14 protein-coding genes are annotated in these 13,918 nt (G+C 69.4%); 5 read left to right on the plus strand and 9 right to left on the minus strand.

Annotation, left to right across the window (positions count from 1 at the left end; all coding sequences use genetic code 11):
• Positions 1-63 precede the first annotated feature (63 nt).
• Positions 64-1,509, minus strand: a complete 1,446-nt coding sequence (locus ACFC96_RS34625) for a GntP family permease (protein ID WP_376261109.1) — start codon at positions 1,507-1,509, stop codon at positions 64-66.
• 183 nt (positions 1,510-1,692) lie between these two features.
• Positions 1,693-2,682: a Bug family tripartite tricarboxylate transporter substrate binding protein gene (locus ACFC96_RS34630; RefSeq protein WP_376615934.1), complete on the minus strand. Its 990-nt coding sequence runs from the start codon at positions 2,680-2,682 to the stop codon at positions 1,693-1,695.
• Positions 2,683-2,779: 97 nt separating this feature from the next.
• Here ACFC96_RS34630 and ACFC96_RS34635 point away from each other — a divergent pair, with 97 nt between their 5' ends.
• Entirely contained in the window at positions 2,780-4,426 is a 1,647-nt protein-coding gene (locus ACFC96_RS34635; RefSeq protein WP_376615935.1) for an ATP-binding protein, read from the plus strand.
• Positions 4,423-5,133, plus strand: a complete 711-nt coding sequence (locus tag ACFC96_RS34640) for a response regulator (RefSeq protein ID WP_376615937.1) — start codon at positions 4,423-4,425, stop codon at positions 5,131-5,133. Before ACFC96_RS34635 ends, ACFC96_RS34640 begins: the two co-directional genes overlap by 4 nt.
• Before the next feature lie 128 nt (positions 5,134-5,261).
• On the opposite strand, the gene ACFC96_RS34645 is transcribed toward ACFC96_RS34640, so the two are convergent.
• Positions 5,262-5,777 carry a lamin tail domain-containing protein gene (locus ACFC96_RS34645; protein ID WP_376261103.1) on the minus strand — a complete coding sequence of 172 codons (516 nt, stop codon included), beginning with the start codon at positions 5,775-5,777 and terminating at the stop codon, positions 5,262-5,264.
• Positions 5,778-6,196: 419 nt separating this feature from the next.
• On the opposite strand from ACFC96_RS34645, the gene ACFC96_RS34650 reads away from it, so the two are divergent.
• On the plus strand, positions 6,197-6,991 hold the full coding sequence (locus ACFC96_RS34650; RefSeq protein ID WP_376615939.1) for an SDR family NAD(P)-dependent oxidoreductase: 795 nt from the start codon (positions 6,197-6,199) through the stop codon (positions 6,989-6,991).
• A 38-nt stretch (positions 6,992-7,029) separates the two neighbouring features.
• On the opposite strand, the gene ACFC96_RS34655 is transcribed toward ACFC96_RS34650, so the two are convergent.
• Positions 7,030-7,293, minus strand: coding sequence for a hypothetical protein (locus tag ACFC96_RS34655; RefSeq protein ID WP_376228315.1), 264 nt, complete (start codon positions 7,291-7,293; stop codon positions 7,030-7,032).
• A 430-nt stretch (positions 7,294-7,723) separates the two neighbouring features.
• On the opposite strand from ACFC96_RS34655, the gene ACFC96_RS34660 reads away from it, so the two are divergent.
• Positions 7,724-8,677, plus strand: a complete 954-nt coding sequence (locus tag ACFC96_RS34660) for a DUF5996 family protein (RefSeq protein WP_376615941.1) — start codon at positions 7,724-7,726, stop codon at positions 8,675-8,677.
• A gap of 51 nt (positions 8,678-8,728) precedes the next feature.
• Here ACFC96_RS34660 and ACFC96_RS34665 read toward each other — a convergent pair whose 3' ends face one another.
• Positions 8,729-9,202, minus strand: a complete 474-nt coding sequence (locus ACFC96_RS34665; protein ID WP_376615943.1) for a polyketide cyclase — start codon at positions 9,200-9,202, stop codon at positions 8,729-8,731.
• A gap of 154 nt (positions 9,203-9,356) precedes the next feature.
• Positions 9,357-9,899 (minus strand): DUF1707 domain-containing protein, encoded by a 543-nt coding sequence (locus tag ACFC96_RS34670; protein WP_340458279.1) that lies wholly within the window; start codon positions 9,897-9,899, stop codon positions 9,357-9,359.
• 152 nt (positions 9,900-10,051) lie between these two features.
• On the opposite strand from ACFC96_RS34670, the gene ACFC96_RS34675 reads away from it, so the two are divergent.
• A complete protein-coding gene (locus ACFC96_RS34675; protein ID WP_340458280.1) occupies positions 10,052-10,468 on the plus strand; it encodes a VOC family protein in 417 nt (138 codons plus the stop codon).
• A 190-nt stretch (positions 10,469-10,658) separates the two neighbouring features.
• Here the strand turns inward: ACFC96_RS34675 and ACFC96_RS34680 are convergent, their stop codons facing one another.
• The 3 genes from ACFC96_RS34680 to ACFC96_RS34690 form a co-directional block, all read right to left on the minus strand.
• Positions 10,659-11,300, minus strand: coding sequence for a class I SAM-dependent methyltransferase (locus ACFC96_RS34680; protein WP_376615945.1), 642 nt, complete (start codon positions 11,298-11,300; stop codon positions 10,659-10,661).
• A gap of 153 nt (positions 11,301-11,453) precedes the next feature.
• Positions 11,454-12,398: a fumarylacetoacetate hydrolase family protein gene (locus tag ACFC96_RS34685; RefSeq protein ID WP_376615947.1), complete on the minus strand. Its 945-nt coding sequence runs from the start codon at positions 12,396-12,398 to the stop codon at positions 11,454-11,456.
• Positions 12,373-13,626 (minus strand): MFS transporter, encoded by a 1,254-nt coding sequence (locus ACFC96_RS34690; protein ID WP_376615949.1) that lies wholly within the window; start codon positions 13,624-13,626, stop codon positions 12,373-12,375. Before ACFC96_RS34690 ends, ACFC96_RS34685 begins: the two co-directional genes overlap by 26 nt.
• Positions 13,627-13,918 lie beyond the last annotated feature (292 nt).

The raw sequence follows: 13,918 nt of genomic DNA on the forward strand, positions 1-13,918 counted from the left end.
CACCAGGACCGTGACCCCGTCCGCCCACTGTGGCTGGACGCCTGGACGACCACGTCGCCCCGGTCAGGCGAGAAGGGACAGGAGCAGGGCCATCCCGAGACCCATCACACTGACCAGCGTCTGCACGACGGTCTGTGTCTTGGCGGCCTGGGTGAGGTCCATGCCGAAGGACTCCTTGACCAGCCAGAACCCGGCGTGGTTGACGTAGTTGAGGCCCAGGGAGCCGGCTCCGATCGCGACCACCAGGAGGGATGCCTCGAGCCCGCCACCCGTGCCGATCAGGGGGGCGACGATGCCGGTGGCCGAGACGATGCCGACGGTGGCCGAACCGGTGGTCAGGGACAGGAGCAGGGCGATCAGCCAGCCCAGCACGATCACGTTGAGGTGGGCTCCCTCGGCCGCGGAGGCGATGGCGTCACCGATACCGGAGTCCTGAAGCACCTGCTTGAACGCGCCGCCGCCGCCGATGATGAGCAGGATCGCGGCGATGGACTTGAGGCTGTCCGTCAGGGAGGAGCGGGTCGCCTCGCCGGAGCGGCCACCGCGTACGAGAGTCACGCCGAGCGCGAACAGGAAACCGGCGAGCATCGCCACCAGCGGTTCACCGGCGAACGTGAGCGCCGCACGCACGGTGCTGGACTCGTCGAGCACGGTTTCGGCGAGGGTGCGCAGCAACATCAGGGCGACGGGTATGAGAACCGAGGTGACGGCCAGTCCCGTGGACACACCGGCTCGCTGCGGAGTGCCGGTGTCCGTCCCCTCGGCCTGGCCGATGGAGGAAGCGCCGGTGGTGGTGCCGGCTGCCTCGGCGTGGTCGGCTCCGGTGAACTGGGCCACGAGCACGGGGTCGGGTCGTACGTCGGCAAGACGGGGCGCGATCCAGCGGGCGTACACGGGGCCGGCCAGGACGACGGTCGGGATCGAGCAGATGATGCCGACGCCGAGGGTCAGGCCGAGGTCGGCGTGCAGGCCCGTCATGGCCGTCAGCGGTCCGGGGTGGGGCGGCACCATGCCGTGCAGGGTGGACAGCGCGGCGATGGCGGGCACGCCGAGCAGCACGTACGGAGAACCCTTCGTGGCGCCGTCGTCCTCCAGTCGGCGGGCGACGCTGAAGATCAGTGGCAGCAGCACGATGAGGCCGACCTCGAAGAACATCGGAATGCCGATGACGAACGCCGCGGCCGCCACGAGCCAGGGGAGCCTGCGGTTGCTGGAGCGGTCGACGATGGCGTGGGCGATGGCGTCGGTGGCGCCGGAGTCGGACAGCAGGCGGCCGAGCATGGCTCCGAGTGCGAGTGTGAGGCCGATGTCACCGAGTGTGCCGCCCGCTCCCTCCTCGATGGACCCGGTCAGTTTCGCCACGGGTTCGCCGGCGGCGAGCCCGGTGCCGATGGTCACCACGATGAGGGCGATGAACGGGTGGATGCGGAGCCGGGAGTTGATCAAGTAGATCAGCAGCCCGATCGCCACGGTGAGGACGAGCAACAGGTACCAGGTGTGTGAGGTCATGCGGGAAGGGGTGCCTTTCGGGGTCTGGCCGCGGTCCGGCCGGGGGAAACGGGCATGGCTCGGCGAGCCCGCGCGCACGAGGGCTGGACCGTCCCGGTCATGGGTGGGTGGGATGACGTCGGGCAGCTGCCCGTGGTGAAGGTCTTCGGTATCGAAGCGAGGTGTCGGTGGACGACCGCCTGGTCACTCCCGTCCGAGGGAGGCGGCGAGATCGGCGACGAGCTTGTCCTGCTGGGTGAGGTAGGCCGCGAAGGTGTCGCCGGTGGCGAACGCGTCCGTCCAGCCGTGCCGGTCGAGCTCGGCCTGCCACCGCCCGGAGCGATGCAACTCGGTCAACGCATCGACCCAGCGCTGCCTGTCGGCGCCGCTGATGCCGGGCGGGGCGACGATGCCCCGCCAGTTGCTGAAGACCAGGTCGATGCCCGACGACTTGAGCGTCGGGACCCCGGCCAGAGGCTCGACCGGATGCTCGCCGGTGACGGCGAGGACACGCAGCTGGCCGCTGTCGACCTGGTCGAGGAACTCGCCCAGGCCGCTGGTGGCGAAGTCCACCTCGCCGTCCAGCAGGGCCGGCAGCAAGTCGCCGCCCCCACCGCCGTAGCCGACGTAGTCGACCTTCTTGGGGTCGATGCCGACTGTCTTCGCCAGCTCCATGGGCAGCAGGTAGTCCGGTCCGCCGGGGGACGATCCGCCACCGACGGCGAGACGTTCAGGAGCCCTTCGCCACGCGGTGATGAGCTCGCCCACCGTTCTGTACGGTGAGTCCTTGCGGACGACGACCGCGCCTGCCTCCTCGATGAGCCGGGCGATCGGCGTGGTCCGGGCGACCGTCACCTTCGCCTTCGCCTCATGCGACGCGCCCACGACGCCGAGGCCCATCTGGAGCGCGAGCTGTCCGTTGCCGCGTTCGTCGACGATGCGCTGCAGTCCGACCGTGCCGCCCGCGCCGGGAAGGTTGAACACCTGCACGTCCGGCGCGATGTGTGTCTCGTCCATGACCCGGGCCGCGGTCCGGGCCGTGGTGTCGTAGCCGCCACCGGGTGTGTTGGGCACCATGATCCGCAGATCGCGGTCCGACCGCGCCTGCCCGCCCGGGAACACCCCACATGCGCTGACAGTGAGGAGTGTCAGTACGGCGACGGTGCCGAGAAGGGCACGTGCGGGACCTCTCATGGCACCTCGCTTTCGATTTCAACTGCCGGGCGTCATGATTGTCCGACATGGCACGCGAGCCGCCCACGTTGTGTCAGTAGCAAAGATTGAGTTAATTGTGGTCACGACGTTCCGCCGCCATACCCTCGCGGGCCAGATGCTGGTGCTCCAGCTCGCCATCGTCGTGGTGGTGTTGCTGGCGGTCGCGGGTGTCTCGCTCGCCCAGTCCGAGGCCACCTTCCAGCGGGTCGAAGGCCGCAAGGTCGACGCGCTGGCCGAGCAACTGGGCGCCAACCCCCTGGTCCGCAGCCAGCTCGTGAGGCCTGTCCCCGGGGAGGCACTGGCCCCGCTCGTGCACTCCACGCTGGCGCAGTCCGGCGTCACATCGGTGACCGTGGCCGACGCACAGGGACGCATCGTCTCGTCCACCAACCCCACGGTGGTGGGTGAACGGCTGAGCCTGGGAGCGGGGGTTGCCCGGGGTCGCAGCTGGTCCGGCGACCTGACGCTGGACGGAAGCCGGGAGCTGGTGGCACAGGTGCCGGTTCTGAGCGCCGCGCGGCAGACGCTCGGGCGACAGCTCGGCACCGTGATGATCGGAGAGGCCTCCCCCACCGTGTGGCAGCGGCTCAGCGGCGCCTCGTCGTACCTGCTCGCCTACCTGGGCATCGCGAGCGGGCTCGGTGTGATGGGTTCCTGGCTCCTTGCCCGACGGGTCAAACGCCAGACCTACGGCCTGGAGCCGCGCGAGATCGCCGGCCTCGCCGAGCATCGCGAGGCGATGCTGCACGGGATCGCGGAGGGCGTCGTCGCACTGGACCCGCAACTGCGTCTCACGCTGGTCAACGACGTGGGCCGGCGTCTCCTCGACCTGCCCGAGGACTGCGTGGGGCGGAGCATTGACGACCTGGGTTTCGAGGGACGGCTGCGGGACGTACTCGTAGGGGACCGGCACGGCGCGGCCGACCGGCACGACCAGGTGGTGATCCGCCGTGGGCGCCTGCTGGTGATGAACCGGATGACCGTCATGAAGGACGGCCGCCTGCTCGGTTCGGTCACGACGCTGCGCGATCGCACCGAACTGGCCGAGCTGGAGCGGGAGATCGGCTCCTTCCGCAGCTCCTCCGAGCTGCTGCGCGCGCAGGCCCACGAGTTCGCGAACCAGCTCCACACCATCTCCGGTCTGATCCAGATCGGAGAACAGGACGAAGTGGTCCGCTACATCCGCGCGCTCAACCAGCGCCGCCACTCGCTCGATGTGACACTCGCCCGGCGCGTGCGCGACACCGCGATCGCCGCGTTGCTGATGGCGAAGTCCTCGCTCGCTGCCGAACGCAAGGTCAGCCTGCGGATCTCCGCCGGGACCGCACTCGGCAGGCTGGCGCCGGAGGACGCGGCCGACCTGGCCACCGTGATCGGCAACCTCGTCGACAACGCGGTGGACGCCGCTGCTTCCGATGACGACACCGGCGACGCGTGGGTCGAGGTGGAGCTGCGGCAGGACGCGTCCAGCGTGGAGGTCGTGGTCCGGGACTCCGGCCCCGGCCTGCCGCCCGAAGTCGCTCGGGAGGTCTTCGCGCACGGCTTCACCACCAAAGCCGCCCAGGAGGGCGAGCGCGGGATCGGCCTGGCCCTCACCAAGCTCGTCTGCGAGCGCCACAGCGGCGAGATTTCGGTGGCCAACACCGCCGACGGCGCTGTGTTCACCGCCCACATGCCTCTCGGTCACCTCGCCGATGTGGCGCCCGAAGGAGTTCCCGGATGACCGCCCCGCACGACACGTCCGCAGGAGACGACGCGATCGACGTACTCGTCGTGGACGACGACTTCATGGTGGCCCGGGTGCACCGCACGTTCGTCGAACGCGTCGAGCCGTTCCGCGTCATCGGCACGGCTCACACCGGGCAGCAGGCGATCGACGCCGTCGAGGAACTGCGCCCCGACGTCATCCTGCTCGACCTGTACCTGCCCGACGTCTTCGGCCTCGATCTCATCCCCCGGCTGCGCTCCGCGGGCCACGACTGCGACATCATGGTCATCAGTGCCGCCCAGGAAGCTGAGACGGTGCGCCGCGCGGTCCGCCGCGGCGTGGTCGACTACCTGCTCAAGCCGTTCGACTTCGAGGACCTGCTCCCCCGGCTCGAGCGGTACGCCGTCCGACGCCGCCGGCTGCTCTCCGCGGTCGTACGGGGCCAGGCCGACGTGGACCGCGTGCTGGGCGGAACGGCTCTGGCCGCTGCGGGCGGTGGCCTGCCGAAGGGCATGAGCGTCGAGACCGCCGCGATGGTCGAACGCGCCCTGCGCGAGGCCGACAGCACTCTGTCCGCGACCGAATGCGCAGCCCTGACCGGTATCTCCCGCGTCAGCGCCCGCCGTTATCTCGAATACTTCCACGGCACCGGCAGCGCCGGTGTGTCATTGCGCTACGGCGTGGCCGGCCGACCGGAGCGCCGCTACGACTGGCACGGGTGACGCCGGGGCAACGGCCGTGCTGTCGGCGGCAGTCGAAAGGGGGCGTCCCGCAGACCGTGCTGCGGAACGCCCCCTCCTGAGGCGGTCATCGCTGCCCGCGGGCTGGGAGTCCCGCGGGCAGGTTCAGGTCAGCGGTGGCCGCCCCCGTGTCCGCGGTCGCCGCCGTGTCCGCGGTCGTCGCGGTGGCCGCCCCAGGAGAGGGTGTCGACCCGACGGTTGCGGTCATCGCGCAGGGTGGCGGTGTCGGAACGGTTGTCCCACACGTACCTGCGACGGTCCTGGTACACGTCACGGCTGCTGTCGCGTCCGACACCGGTGTGGACGCGGACCGTCGAGCGGGCCGCCAGGCGGTAGTGACGGAAGGTGTAGGTGCGGCCGTCCCTGGCCGACAGCGTCCACCCGCTGAGGTTCACCGCGTGGCGCGACGTGTTGGTGACATCGACCCACTCCTTGTTGAGGGAGCGGTTGGTGCCGTTGTCCCAGCCCGGGGAGTCGTACTGCGCGCCGGAGATCTCGACGCTGTCGCGGTGCGGGCGGCCGGCGGCGTCGGCCGATGCCGACGCGGCGAACGTTCCGACCAGCGCGCCGGCCGCGAGAGCGGCGGCAGCCGTACGACGGGCGGCAACTGACATGAAAGCGGACATGAATGCCCCTTCATTTCGTACTGCAGACCCGTGTACCGGCGTGGTACGCCGCGGGCCTGCTATCTGCGGGTCCCGGCCCGGTGGCCGAGAACGCACAACTTGCCAACAGATCGTCCTGAATGTGCGGATGACGTGAAGGCGGTTACATGTCGTCCATATTCCTGTTGCTCTCGTGTGCATCGTCCATTTATGTACTGAAGGCACCAAGTTGACGCCCCGACCGTTACGGCGCAAGGCTCCGGGCCCGGCTTCGGCCGCGCCCGGCCGCGTTCCGTCACCCACAAGCGCGTAACAGCCGAACCGTTCCCCACCCGATCGGCCCCAATTCCGAGCGCCCGGACATCACCGGGGGGCTGCGGGCGGGAAGAGTCTCGTGACGACCTGCCGATCACCCACCCATTCCAGTAAGGGAACGAGACGTGCACCTGGATCTTTCGGGCCGGACCGCTCTGGTGACGGGCTCCACGCAAGGCATCGGAGCCGCGATCGCGACCGGACTCGCACGCGCCGGCGCGCGGGTCGGAGTCAACGGACGCGACCAGGGCAGGGTGGAGGCGGCCGTCGACCAGCTCAAAGCCTCGGTGCCGGACGGCGACTTCGTTCCGGTCGCCGCCGACGTCGGTTCCGAGCAGGGCGCTCGGCACGCCTGGGAAACGCTGCCTGACGTGGACATCCTCATCAACAATCTCGGCATCTTCGACGCGAAGAACCCCTTGGACATCACGGACGACGAATGGCGCCGCTACTTCGAGGTGAACGTGCTGGCCGCCGTCCGGCTCACGCGGATGTACCTGCCGGGGATGACCGAACGCGGCCGGGGGCGTGTCCAGTACATCGCGAGCGACTCCGCAGTGGTGATCCCCGCCGAGATGATCCACTACGGCATGTCGAAGACCGCTCTGCTCGCGGTCAGCCGCGGCTTCGCCAAGCATGCCGCGGGGACCGGCGTCACCGTGAACTGCGTCGTCGCGGGCCCTACCCACACCGGCGGCGTCGAAGACTTCGTGTACCAACTCGTCGACCGCGACCTGCCGTGGGACGAGGCGCAGCGAGTCTTCATGCGCGAGTACCGCCCGCAGTCACTGTTGCAGCGCCTGATCGAACCCGAGGAGATCGCCAACATGGTGGTGTACCTGAGCTCCGACCTGGCGTCCGCGACCACGGGCGGCGCGCTGCGGGTCGACGGCGGATACATCGACGCCATCCTCCCGTAGGGCGGTGCCCAACGATCGTGCGCGTCGGGCCGGACGATTCATGGGGGTGCCTCTGCGCACCTCACCCACGAGGAGGCTTCGTTGCGCGAGATCGAGCGGCCGTGCAGCGGCCTGAACGTCGGCCGCTCGGTCTCCGTCGCCCGGCGCGCGGCGAGGATCCGGTCGGCGACGTCGTGCCCGGCCACTGCGACGGTGTCGCTCTCGAGCCGGAAGACGTCCCGGCCCACGTGGTCGTCGAGGAGGGCAGTCAGTCGCGGGGCGAACACCGTACGGCGCGTGCGCGGCGCGGAGGTGAGCGACACGGGTCTTCTCCGGTGGCGGTGGGGGCCGGAACCCCCGCTGTACGCCAGCCCGCATCGGGCGCAGATGCTCGCTGCCACCGCACCGCGGGGGCGGATGGAGGTGTGCCGGTGACATGGTGAACCTGCCCTGCCGTGATCAACGGCCAATCCGTCAATTCACCGAACGGCGTTTCGCATATCCGCTTTCAGACGATGCGTTTTCCTGCACACGCAGTGCTCCGCGTGAACTGTGTGCGGCTCGGGAAGGTCGCCGGGTTCACCTCGTGCCCTGGTCGCGGCGCTGCGGGTGTGTGCGGGAAAGGGAGTGGTGGAACGCGCCGGATCGCGGAAGGCGTCGTTCCTACCGCGGCCAGTTCGGCCGGATGGGCAGCCCTCGCCGCCGAGCGGGCAGCCCACTGATCCGCGTGCGAAAATGGCCGGGAGGCTCTCCATGAGCGAACGACTCCACACATGGCCGGCGCTGGTCTACGAGGATCTGGCGCCCATGGTCGACTACGTGAACCGGCTGGTGCAGGTCGGAGGCAAGTACGCCCTGGACGAACCCTTCGAGGCCGGCTGGGGGAACATCGTTCTCGACGTCACCCCCCGCGGACTCCGGACGCCGACCTATCGGCGCCGGGGAGTCACCTTCGAGGTGCACTACCGGCTGCTCGACGGTGACGTGGTCGTCGAGTCCGATCGGGGCTCGGTGACCGTGCCCGTGTCCGACGGATCCCTCGCCGCCTTCTACGCGTCGTTCTGCGACGCGGTGGCCGAGCTCGGTGTGCACCCGCCGCGCACCTCACTGATCTGCGAAATCCCTGGCGCCCCAAGGAAGTTCGAGGACGATCAGGTCGAACGCACCTGGGACGGCGATGCCGCTCGGCTGATGTGGACGGCGTTCAACCTCGCGGCCGGCGGGCTCGAAACGTGGCAGGCACCGTTCCAGGGCCATCGCCCCCGGGTCGGTGTGATGTGGGGCGGTTTCGATCTGTCCGCCACCCGTCACCGGGCGCAGCGTGCCGCCCCGGTGGCCGACCGTCCGGCGTTCATGCAGAACGCCGGACGCGATGAGTACGTATCGGTCGGGTTCACGTTCGGCGACGCCACGTCGCCGAACGCAGCTGTGTACGCCTACATCTGGCCCGCGCCGGACGGTCTCGAAGGCCGGTCCTGGGGTGTCGACGGCGCGGCCTGGAATCCCGAAGCAGGTCTGGCCCTGCTGCCTTGGTCCACGCTCAGAGAGACGGCCGACCCTTGCCAGGCCATCGTGGCGTTCGGCAACGCCGTCTATGAGGCGGCCGTGGAAAGGGCGGGCTGGCCGGCCGACCTGATCGGACCCCGCTGCGACGGCTGGCGCATGAGCACGACACCACCGGCGGCGGTCCAGGGCCAGGATCAATGAACGGACGGTCGCCGGACGGCGCCCGCCCTGTCTCCCCTCCCGGTGGAGACATCACCTAACCGGAGACAAGCCCGGCCAAGTGGCGCAGCGAGTCGCTGAGATGCTCCGGGCCGAACGGCGGGAACCGGATGTACTCCCGGATGCGCTGCGGCACCGCCGACCAGTCGTAAGCGTGACCTCGGTCTCGGACGGACCGAGAGGCACAAGGTCGTAACGCCAGATCCAGCCGCCGAAGTCCAGCTCTCCGTCGCCCTTCCGGTACCCCGTCAGCCAGGCAATGGTGCGCGGCGGGCCGATCACCTGGACCTTGTTGACCGTCTGGTAGTCACCGTCGGGATGGTGGGGGTGGTACATGTCCATCCGGAAGATCTGCCCCACCTCGGTCAGCGACGCCCGGTCGACGGACTCCTGAACCCAGCCGGTGCCGTCGATCGCGGAATGGGCCGTCGGGTCCGCCGGCACGGCGAACACCCTCTCGGCGGGCGCGGCCACAGTCAGGGTGGCGCTCACGTTGTCCTCGGCCATGATGCGCGCGCTCCTTGTCAGCTCATCCCGGGTCTCCCGCAGGCGCGGAAGTGAGGGTTCCCCCTATGCAGACGAGGCGGCGGGACGGAACTCATCGGTCGTGCGGGCGGGACCCGCCCCCGGGCCACCACTGGCGACAGGAGGGGCCGATCCCTCAGCGCCGCGCGTGGCGGATCTTCAATCGGCCGAACCCCATGGTCCCGGAGATCCGAATCCTCGGCCCGCCCGTGCCGGAGCGCCGCGGGGCCTTGTAGCGCAGGTCCTTCCATCCCGTGTGCAGACCCTCGGCGTCGACGGTCGCGTCGCGAGGAACCGTGATCTTGGCCCTGCCGGTGCCGACCTGGAGTTCGATGTCGACCGCCGGGTGCTCGAAGACCGCCCGGGACAGGTCAAGGCTCACGCTTCCGAAGGCCGACTCGACCTTGAGGTTCCGAGGGACCTTCCATGCCCCGCGCCGCTTGATCCGTCCGCCCAGGGCGCCGATCGTGGACGAGGTCCCCGCGTCCTCCTCCGGGAGCGAGGCGAGAGCCGGCGCGAGCTCGCGGTGTGTCCTGGCGGTGAGCACCTGCTGCAGACGGCCGTCCATGTCCTCGTGCGAGATGTGCCCCTCGGCGTACGCCTCCTGCACACGTCGCACGGCTGAGTTGCGGTCGTCGTCGCTGATCGGGCGTGCCGGGTTTTCCTGCGGGAGAGTCACCGTTTCACTCTAGTGTCGAGAATTCCGCTTCCGCCGGGGAATGCACGCGACCAAGGCCCGGCCCCGGGAAAACGGTCTGCGCCTATCCCCACTGAGCAGGCGAGACGCGACTAGTGTGCACCCCTGACAAAGCGTCACGAAAGGAATCGATCATGGTCTCTCGACTCAATCCGTACATCAGCTTCGCCGGTGACGCCAAGCAAGCCATGGAGTTCTACAAGAGTGTCTTCGGCGGCGACCTGTCGGTGAACACGTACGGAGCGTTCGGTTCCGAGACGCCCCCCGGGTACGCCGACAAGGTCATGCACGGCATGCTGGAGGCCCCGAACGGCTTCGTGCTCATGGGCGCCGACAACCCGCCGGGCATGGAGCTCAAGCAGGGCAACAACTTCTCGGTGAGCCTGAGCGGCGACGACGCCGACCAGCTGCGCGGCTACTGGGAGAAGCTGTCCGCCGGCGGCAATGTGGCGGTCCCGCTGGAGAAGCAGATGTGGGGTGATGTGTTCGGCATGTGCACCGACAAGTTCGGCATCACCTGGATGGTCAACATCGGCGAGGCCGGCGCCTGACCCACGTCGTCCAGGAGCGGAACCCTCACGAGTGCCTCGGCGAGGTTGCCGGAGCCGCACGCCGCGTGGAATGCCTCCTCGGAGGTTCACACCCAGCCCCGGTCACGCGGTGTGCGGTTGATGTCCCGGTGGGGAATCCGCCCTCCTCCAGGTCCCGCCCTCCCTCAGGGTGCGGGCCGGCGGTGTCGCGTCAGCTGACCCGACGCATCACCAGGCGCCCTTGGCGGAACCGCTCGCCCTCCCCCGGCTCACGCAGCATCCGCCCCACCTCGGTGAAGCCGGCCTCGGCGGCCATCTTCGCCAAGCTGTCGATCGGCCACCGGTAGGCCGTCACCACTTTGTGGTCGAAATCCGTGACCGGATCGTCCCCGGACTCGAAGAAGCCGAGAAGCAGGTGGCCGCCCGGCATGAGTACACGGCGGAACTCGTCGAAGTACGAGGGCACGTCCCGCGGTGGGGTGTGGATGACCGAGTACCAGGACATGATGCCGCTCAGCGAGCCGTCGGCCAGGCTCAGCGCGTCCATGGAGCCCACGTCGAACCGCAGGTCCGGGTAGGTCTCACGGGCCAGATCGATCATCGCCGGCGACAGGTCGATGCCGAAGACATCGAGGCCGAGGTCCCGCAGGTGCGCGGTCACACGTCCCGGACCGCAGCCCAGTTCGGCCACGGGCCCGCCCGCGTTCGTCCGCGCGAGTTCGGCGAACGCGGCGATCACGGCGCGGTCCAGCGGCTGTGCGTCCAGCGCATCGCGGGTGACTTCGGCGTAGAGGGCGGACACGGCGTCGTAGGCGTCCGCTGTCGCACGGTGGTGGGAGGGAGTTTGTGTCACGAGCGACGAGACTAGAGCCACGCCCTGTCGCGCCGACAAGTGCCCCGTCGAACAGCCTCCCTCCCCGAGCGCCCCCACAGTGGGGCAACTACCTTGGCATGTCGGCCGCTTGACACTTACCGGCCCGGGAGGCTGCCGCCGCACACCCGTCGGTCACCGGCCCCCACCCTGTTGTGTTCGATGCGCGCCCCGCGTCAGAGGGTGGTCGATCGCTTCGACCAGCCAGCCCAGCTCCGCCTGGTCTCCACGTACGGGATTCGAGAGTGTCCCGACGCCGTCGATGGTGATCTCGACGACGTCCCCGTCCCGCAGAGTGAAGTCGAGTCCCGGCACGATGCCGGTGCCGGTGGACAGCACCGCGCCGTCGGGGAACGGCTGGGAGTGCCAGAGATGGTCCACCAGTCCCTGCGGAGGGCGGTGGAAGGAGGCCGTGGTGGTCGTCGCCTCAAAGGCGACGGCGCCGTCTCGCCGCACCTCGAGGGCGATCTTCAGCGCGGTCGCGTCCTCGACCTCCCATACGGGCGCGATGCCCGAGGACACCGCGGCGCTCCCGGCATAGATCTTGGCCTGCGGCAGATAGAGGGGGTTCTCGCCCTCGATCGATCGGGAGCTGACGTCGTCCACGATCACGTAACCGACCGTCTCTCCGTGGCGGTTGAGCACCAGGCCGAGTTCGGGCTCGGGGACATCGAGGTCCGAGTCGTCCCGTACGGCGATCGGCTCGTCGTCGGTCACGACGCGCCAGGGCTGGGACTTGAAGAACAGCTCAGGGCGCGCGGCGTCGTAGATCCGCTCGTACACCGACTGCTCGGTGCTCTCCGCGACCCGGGCGTCCCGGGAGCGCTCGTACGTGACACCGGCGGCCCACAGTTCCATCAGGCCGTCGAGCGGCGGGAGCAGCAGCACGTCACGTACGGGCAGGCCGGGGTCGGTGGAGGCCGCGGTGGTCTCCACCAGTGTGCGCAGGTCGGCTGCCGTCAGTTGCAGCAGGTCGGCGATGCGTGGCGCGCCCTCGAAGGTGCGGACGGTTCCGTTCTCGTCGGCGACTCCGGCGTGTACGGCCCCGGTGTCGTCAGCGAAGCGCACGATCCGCGTCATCTTCGTTCCTCTCTGCGGGAGTTCGGGCGGCCTGAGCCACCCAGTGGAAGCCGGTGACCACGACGGCCCCGGCGGCGGCGATCGCCGCGATGACATAGAGGCCGCCGGCCCCCGAACCGGTACCCGACTCGACGGCACCCATCACGTACGAGCCGACGAAACCGCCGAGGTTTCCGAAGCCGGAGATCAGCGGGATGGTGGCGGCGATCTGGACGCCGGCGAGGATCGTCGGCGGGACCGTCCAGAACACGGGCTGCGCGCCCAGGAAGCCGAAAGCGGCGACGCACAGGGCGGCGACCGCGGGCACCGGCGGCAGGAGTACGCCGCCGAGCAGTCCGGCGACGGTCAGGACGAGGGCGATCCGCAGAGGCCCGCGCCGGTCGCCGGTGCGGTCCGAGTACCAGGGCAGGATCACCACGCCGAGCAGGGCGAACACCCAGGGCAGCGCGGAGACGAAGCCGATGCCGACGTCGCCGAGCCCGTCGATGCGCCCGACCAGTGAGGGCAGCCAGAACGTGACGCCGTACACGCTGATCTGGATCGCGAAGTAGACGAACATCAGGCGGAGCACGCGACTGTCGCTGATGACGGCGCGGGCGCGCCGCGGTGAGCGCATGCTCGGGTCCGGACGGTCCGCGGCAATGCGCTCGGTGAGGAGCACCTTCTCCTCGCCCGTCAGCCAACTCGCCTGCTCCGGACGGTCGGTGAGGAGCCAGGGGACGGCGAGCGCCAGCAGGACGGTGGGCGCTCCCTCCAGGAGGAACATCCACTTCCATCCGTCGAGCCCGGCCAGCCCGTGGAGTCCGATGAGGTAGCCGCCGAGGGGGTTGCCGATGATGCTGGAGACGGCGACGGCGGACTGGAACATGCCGGTTGCCTTGCCGCGGTCGGCGGCCGGGAACCAGTACGTGATGTAGAGGATCACGCCGGGGAAGAAGCCGGCCTCGGCGGCGCCGAGCAGAAAGCGCAGCGCGTAGAAGCTGGTGGGGCTGTTGACGAGCGCCATCGCGCAGGACAGCAGGCCCCATACGAACATGAGGCCGGCCAGCCAGCGGCGGGCGCCGATCCGGTGCAGAGCGAGGTTGGACGGGACGCCCAGCACGGCGTAGCCGACGAAGAAGACGCCGGCGCCGAGGCCGTAGGCGGCGGCGTCGATTCCCACGTCCGCCTCGAGGTGGGGTTTCACCAGCGCGACGTTCGTGCGGTCCAGGAAGCTCAGTACGAACATCAAGAAGAGTGGGGGGAGCAAGCGCCGGGACACTTTCCGGCGCACGCTCTCCAGGGTGGGCACCGTGTTCATCGGACCTCCTGCGGTCCACGCCGATACGCGTGGAGGGCTGCGGCTGCCTGTCAGATGTCTGGCCTGGGGGCGCCGGAGACATCTGACCACTGGACCGTAGCCATGACAGAACTGACGGGCAATACCTGGGTAGCAACCAGATGATCTGAGCGAAACATCTGGCGAGCGCGGCAGACATCTGACATCTTGGCCATCAATCCGCCGGAAGCCCGGAAACACG

Origin of the sequence: Streptomyces sp. NPDC055955, assembly GCF_042270245.1 — a bacterium.
Classification (GTDB): domain Bacteria; phylum Actinomycetota; class Actinomycetes; order Streptomycetales; family Streptomycetaceae; genus Streptomyces.

Excerpts from the sequence above, each read along its gene's own strand:
- ACFC96_RS34640 (WP_376615937.1), top strand. The coding sequence starts at position 4,423 with ATGACCGCCCCGCACGACACGTCCGCAGGAGACGACGCGATCGACGTA.
- ACFC96_RS34630 (WP_376615934.1), bottom strand. The coding sequence starts at position 2,682 with ATGAGAGGTCCCGCACGTGCCCTTCTCGGCACCGTCGCCGTACTGACA.
- ACFC96_RS34685 (WP_376615947.1), bottom strand. The coding sequence starts at position 12,398 with ATGACGCGGATCGTGCGCTTCGCTGACGACACCGGGGCCGTACACGCC.
- ACFC96_RS34625 (WP_376261109.1), bottom strand. The coding sequence starts at position 1,509 with ATGACCTCACACACCTGGTACCTGTTGCTCGTCCTCACCGTGGCGATC.
- ACFC96_RS34665 (WP_376615943.1), bottom strand. The coding sequence starts at position 9,202 with ATGGCCGAGGACAACGTGAGCGCCACCCTGACTGTGGCCGCGCCCGCC.
- ACFC96_RS34660 (WP_376615941.1), top strand. The coding sequence starts at position 7,724 with ATGAGCGAACGACTCCACACATGGCCGGCGCTGGTCTACGAGGATCTG.
- ACFC96_RS34645 (WP_376261103.1), bottom strand. The coding sequence starts at position 5,777 with ATGTCCGCTTTCATGTCAGTTGCCGCCCGTCGTACGGCTGCCGCCGCT.
- ACFC96_RS34675 (WP_340458280.1), top strand. The coding sequence starts at position 10,052 with ATGGTCTCTCGACTCAATCCGTACATCAGCTTCGCCGGTGACGCCAAG.
- ACFC96_RS34690 (WP_376615949.1), bottom strand. The coding sequence starts at position 13,626 with ATGTTCGTACTGAGCTTCCTGGACCGCACGAACGTCGCGCTGGTGAAA.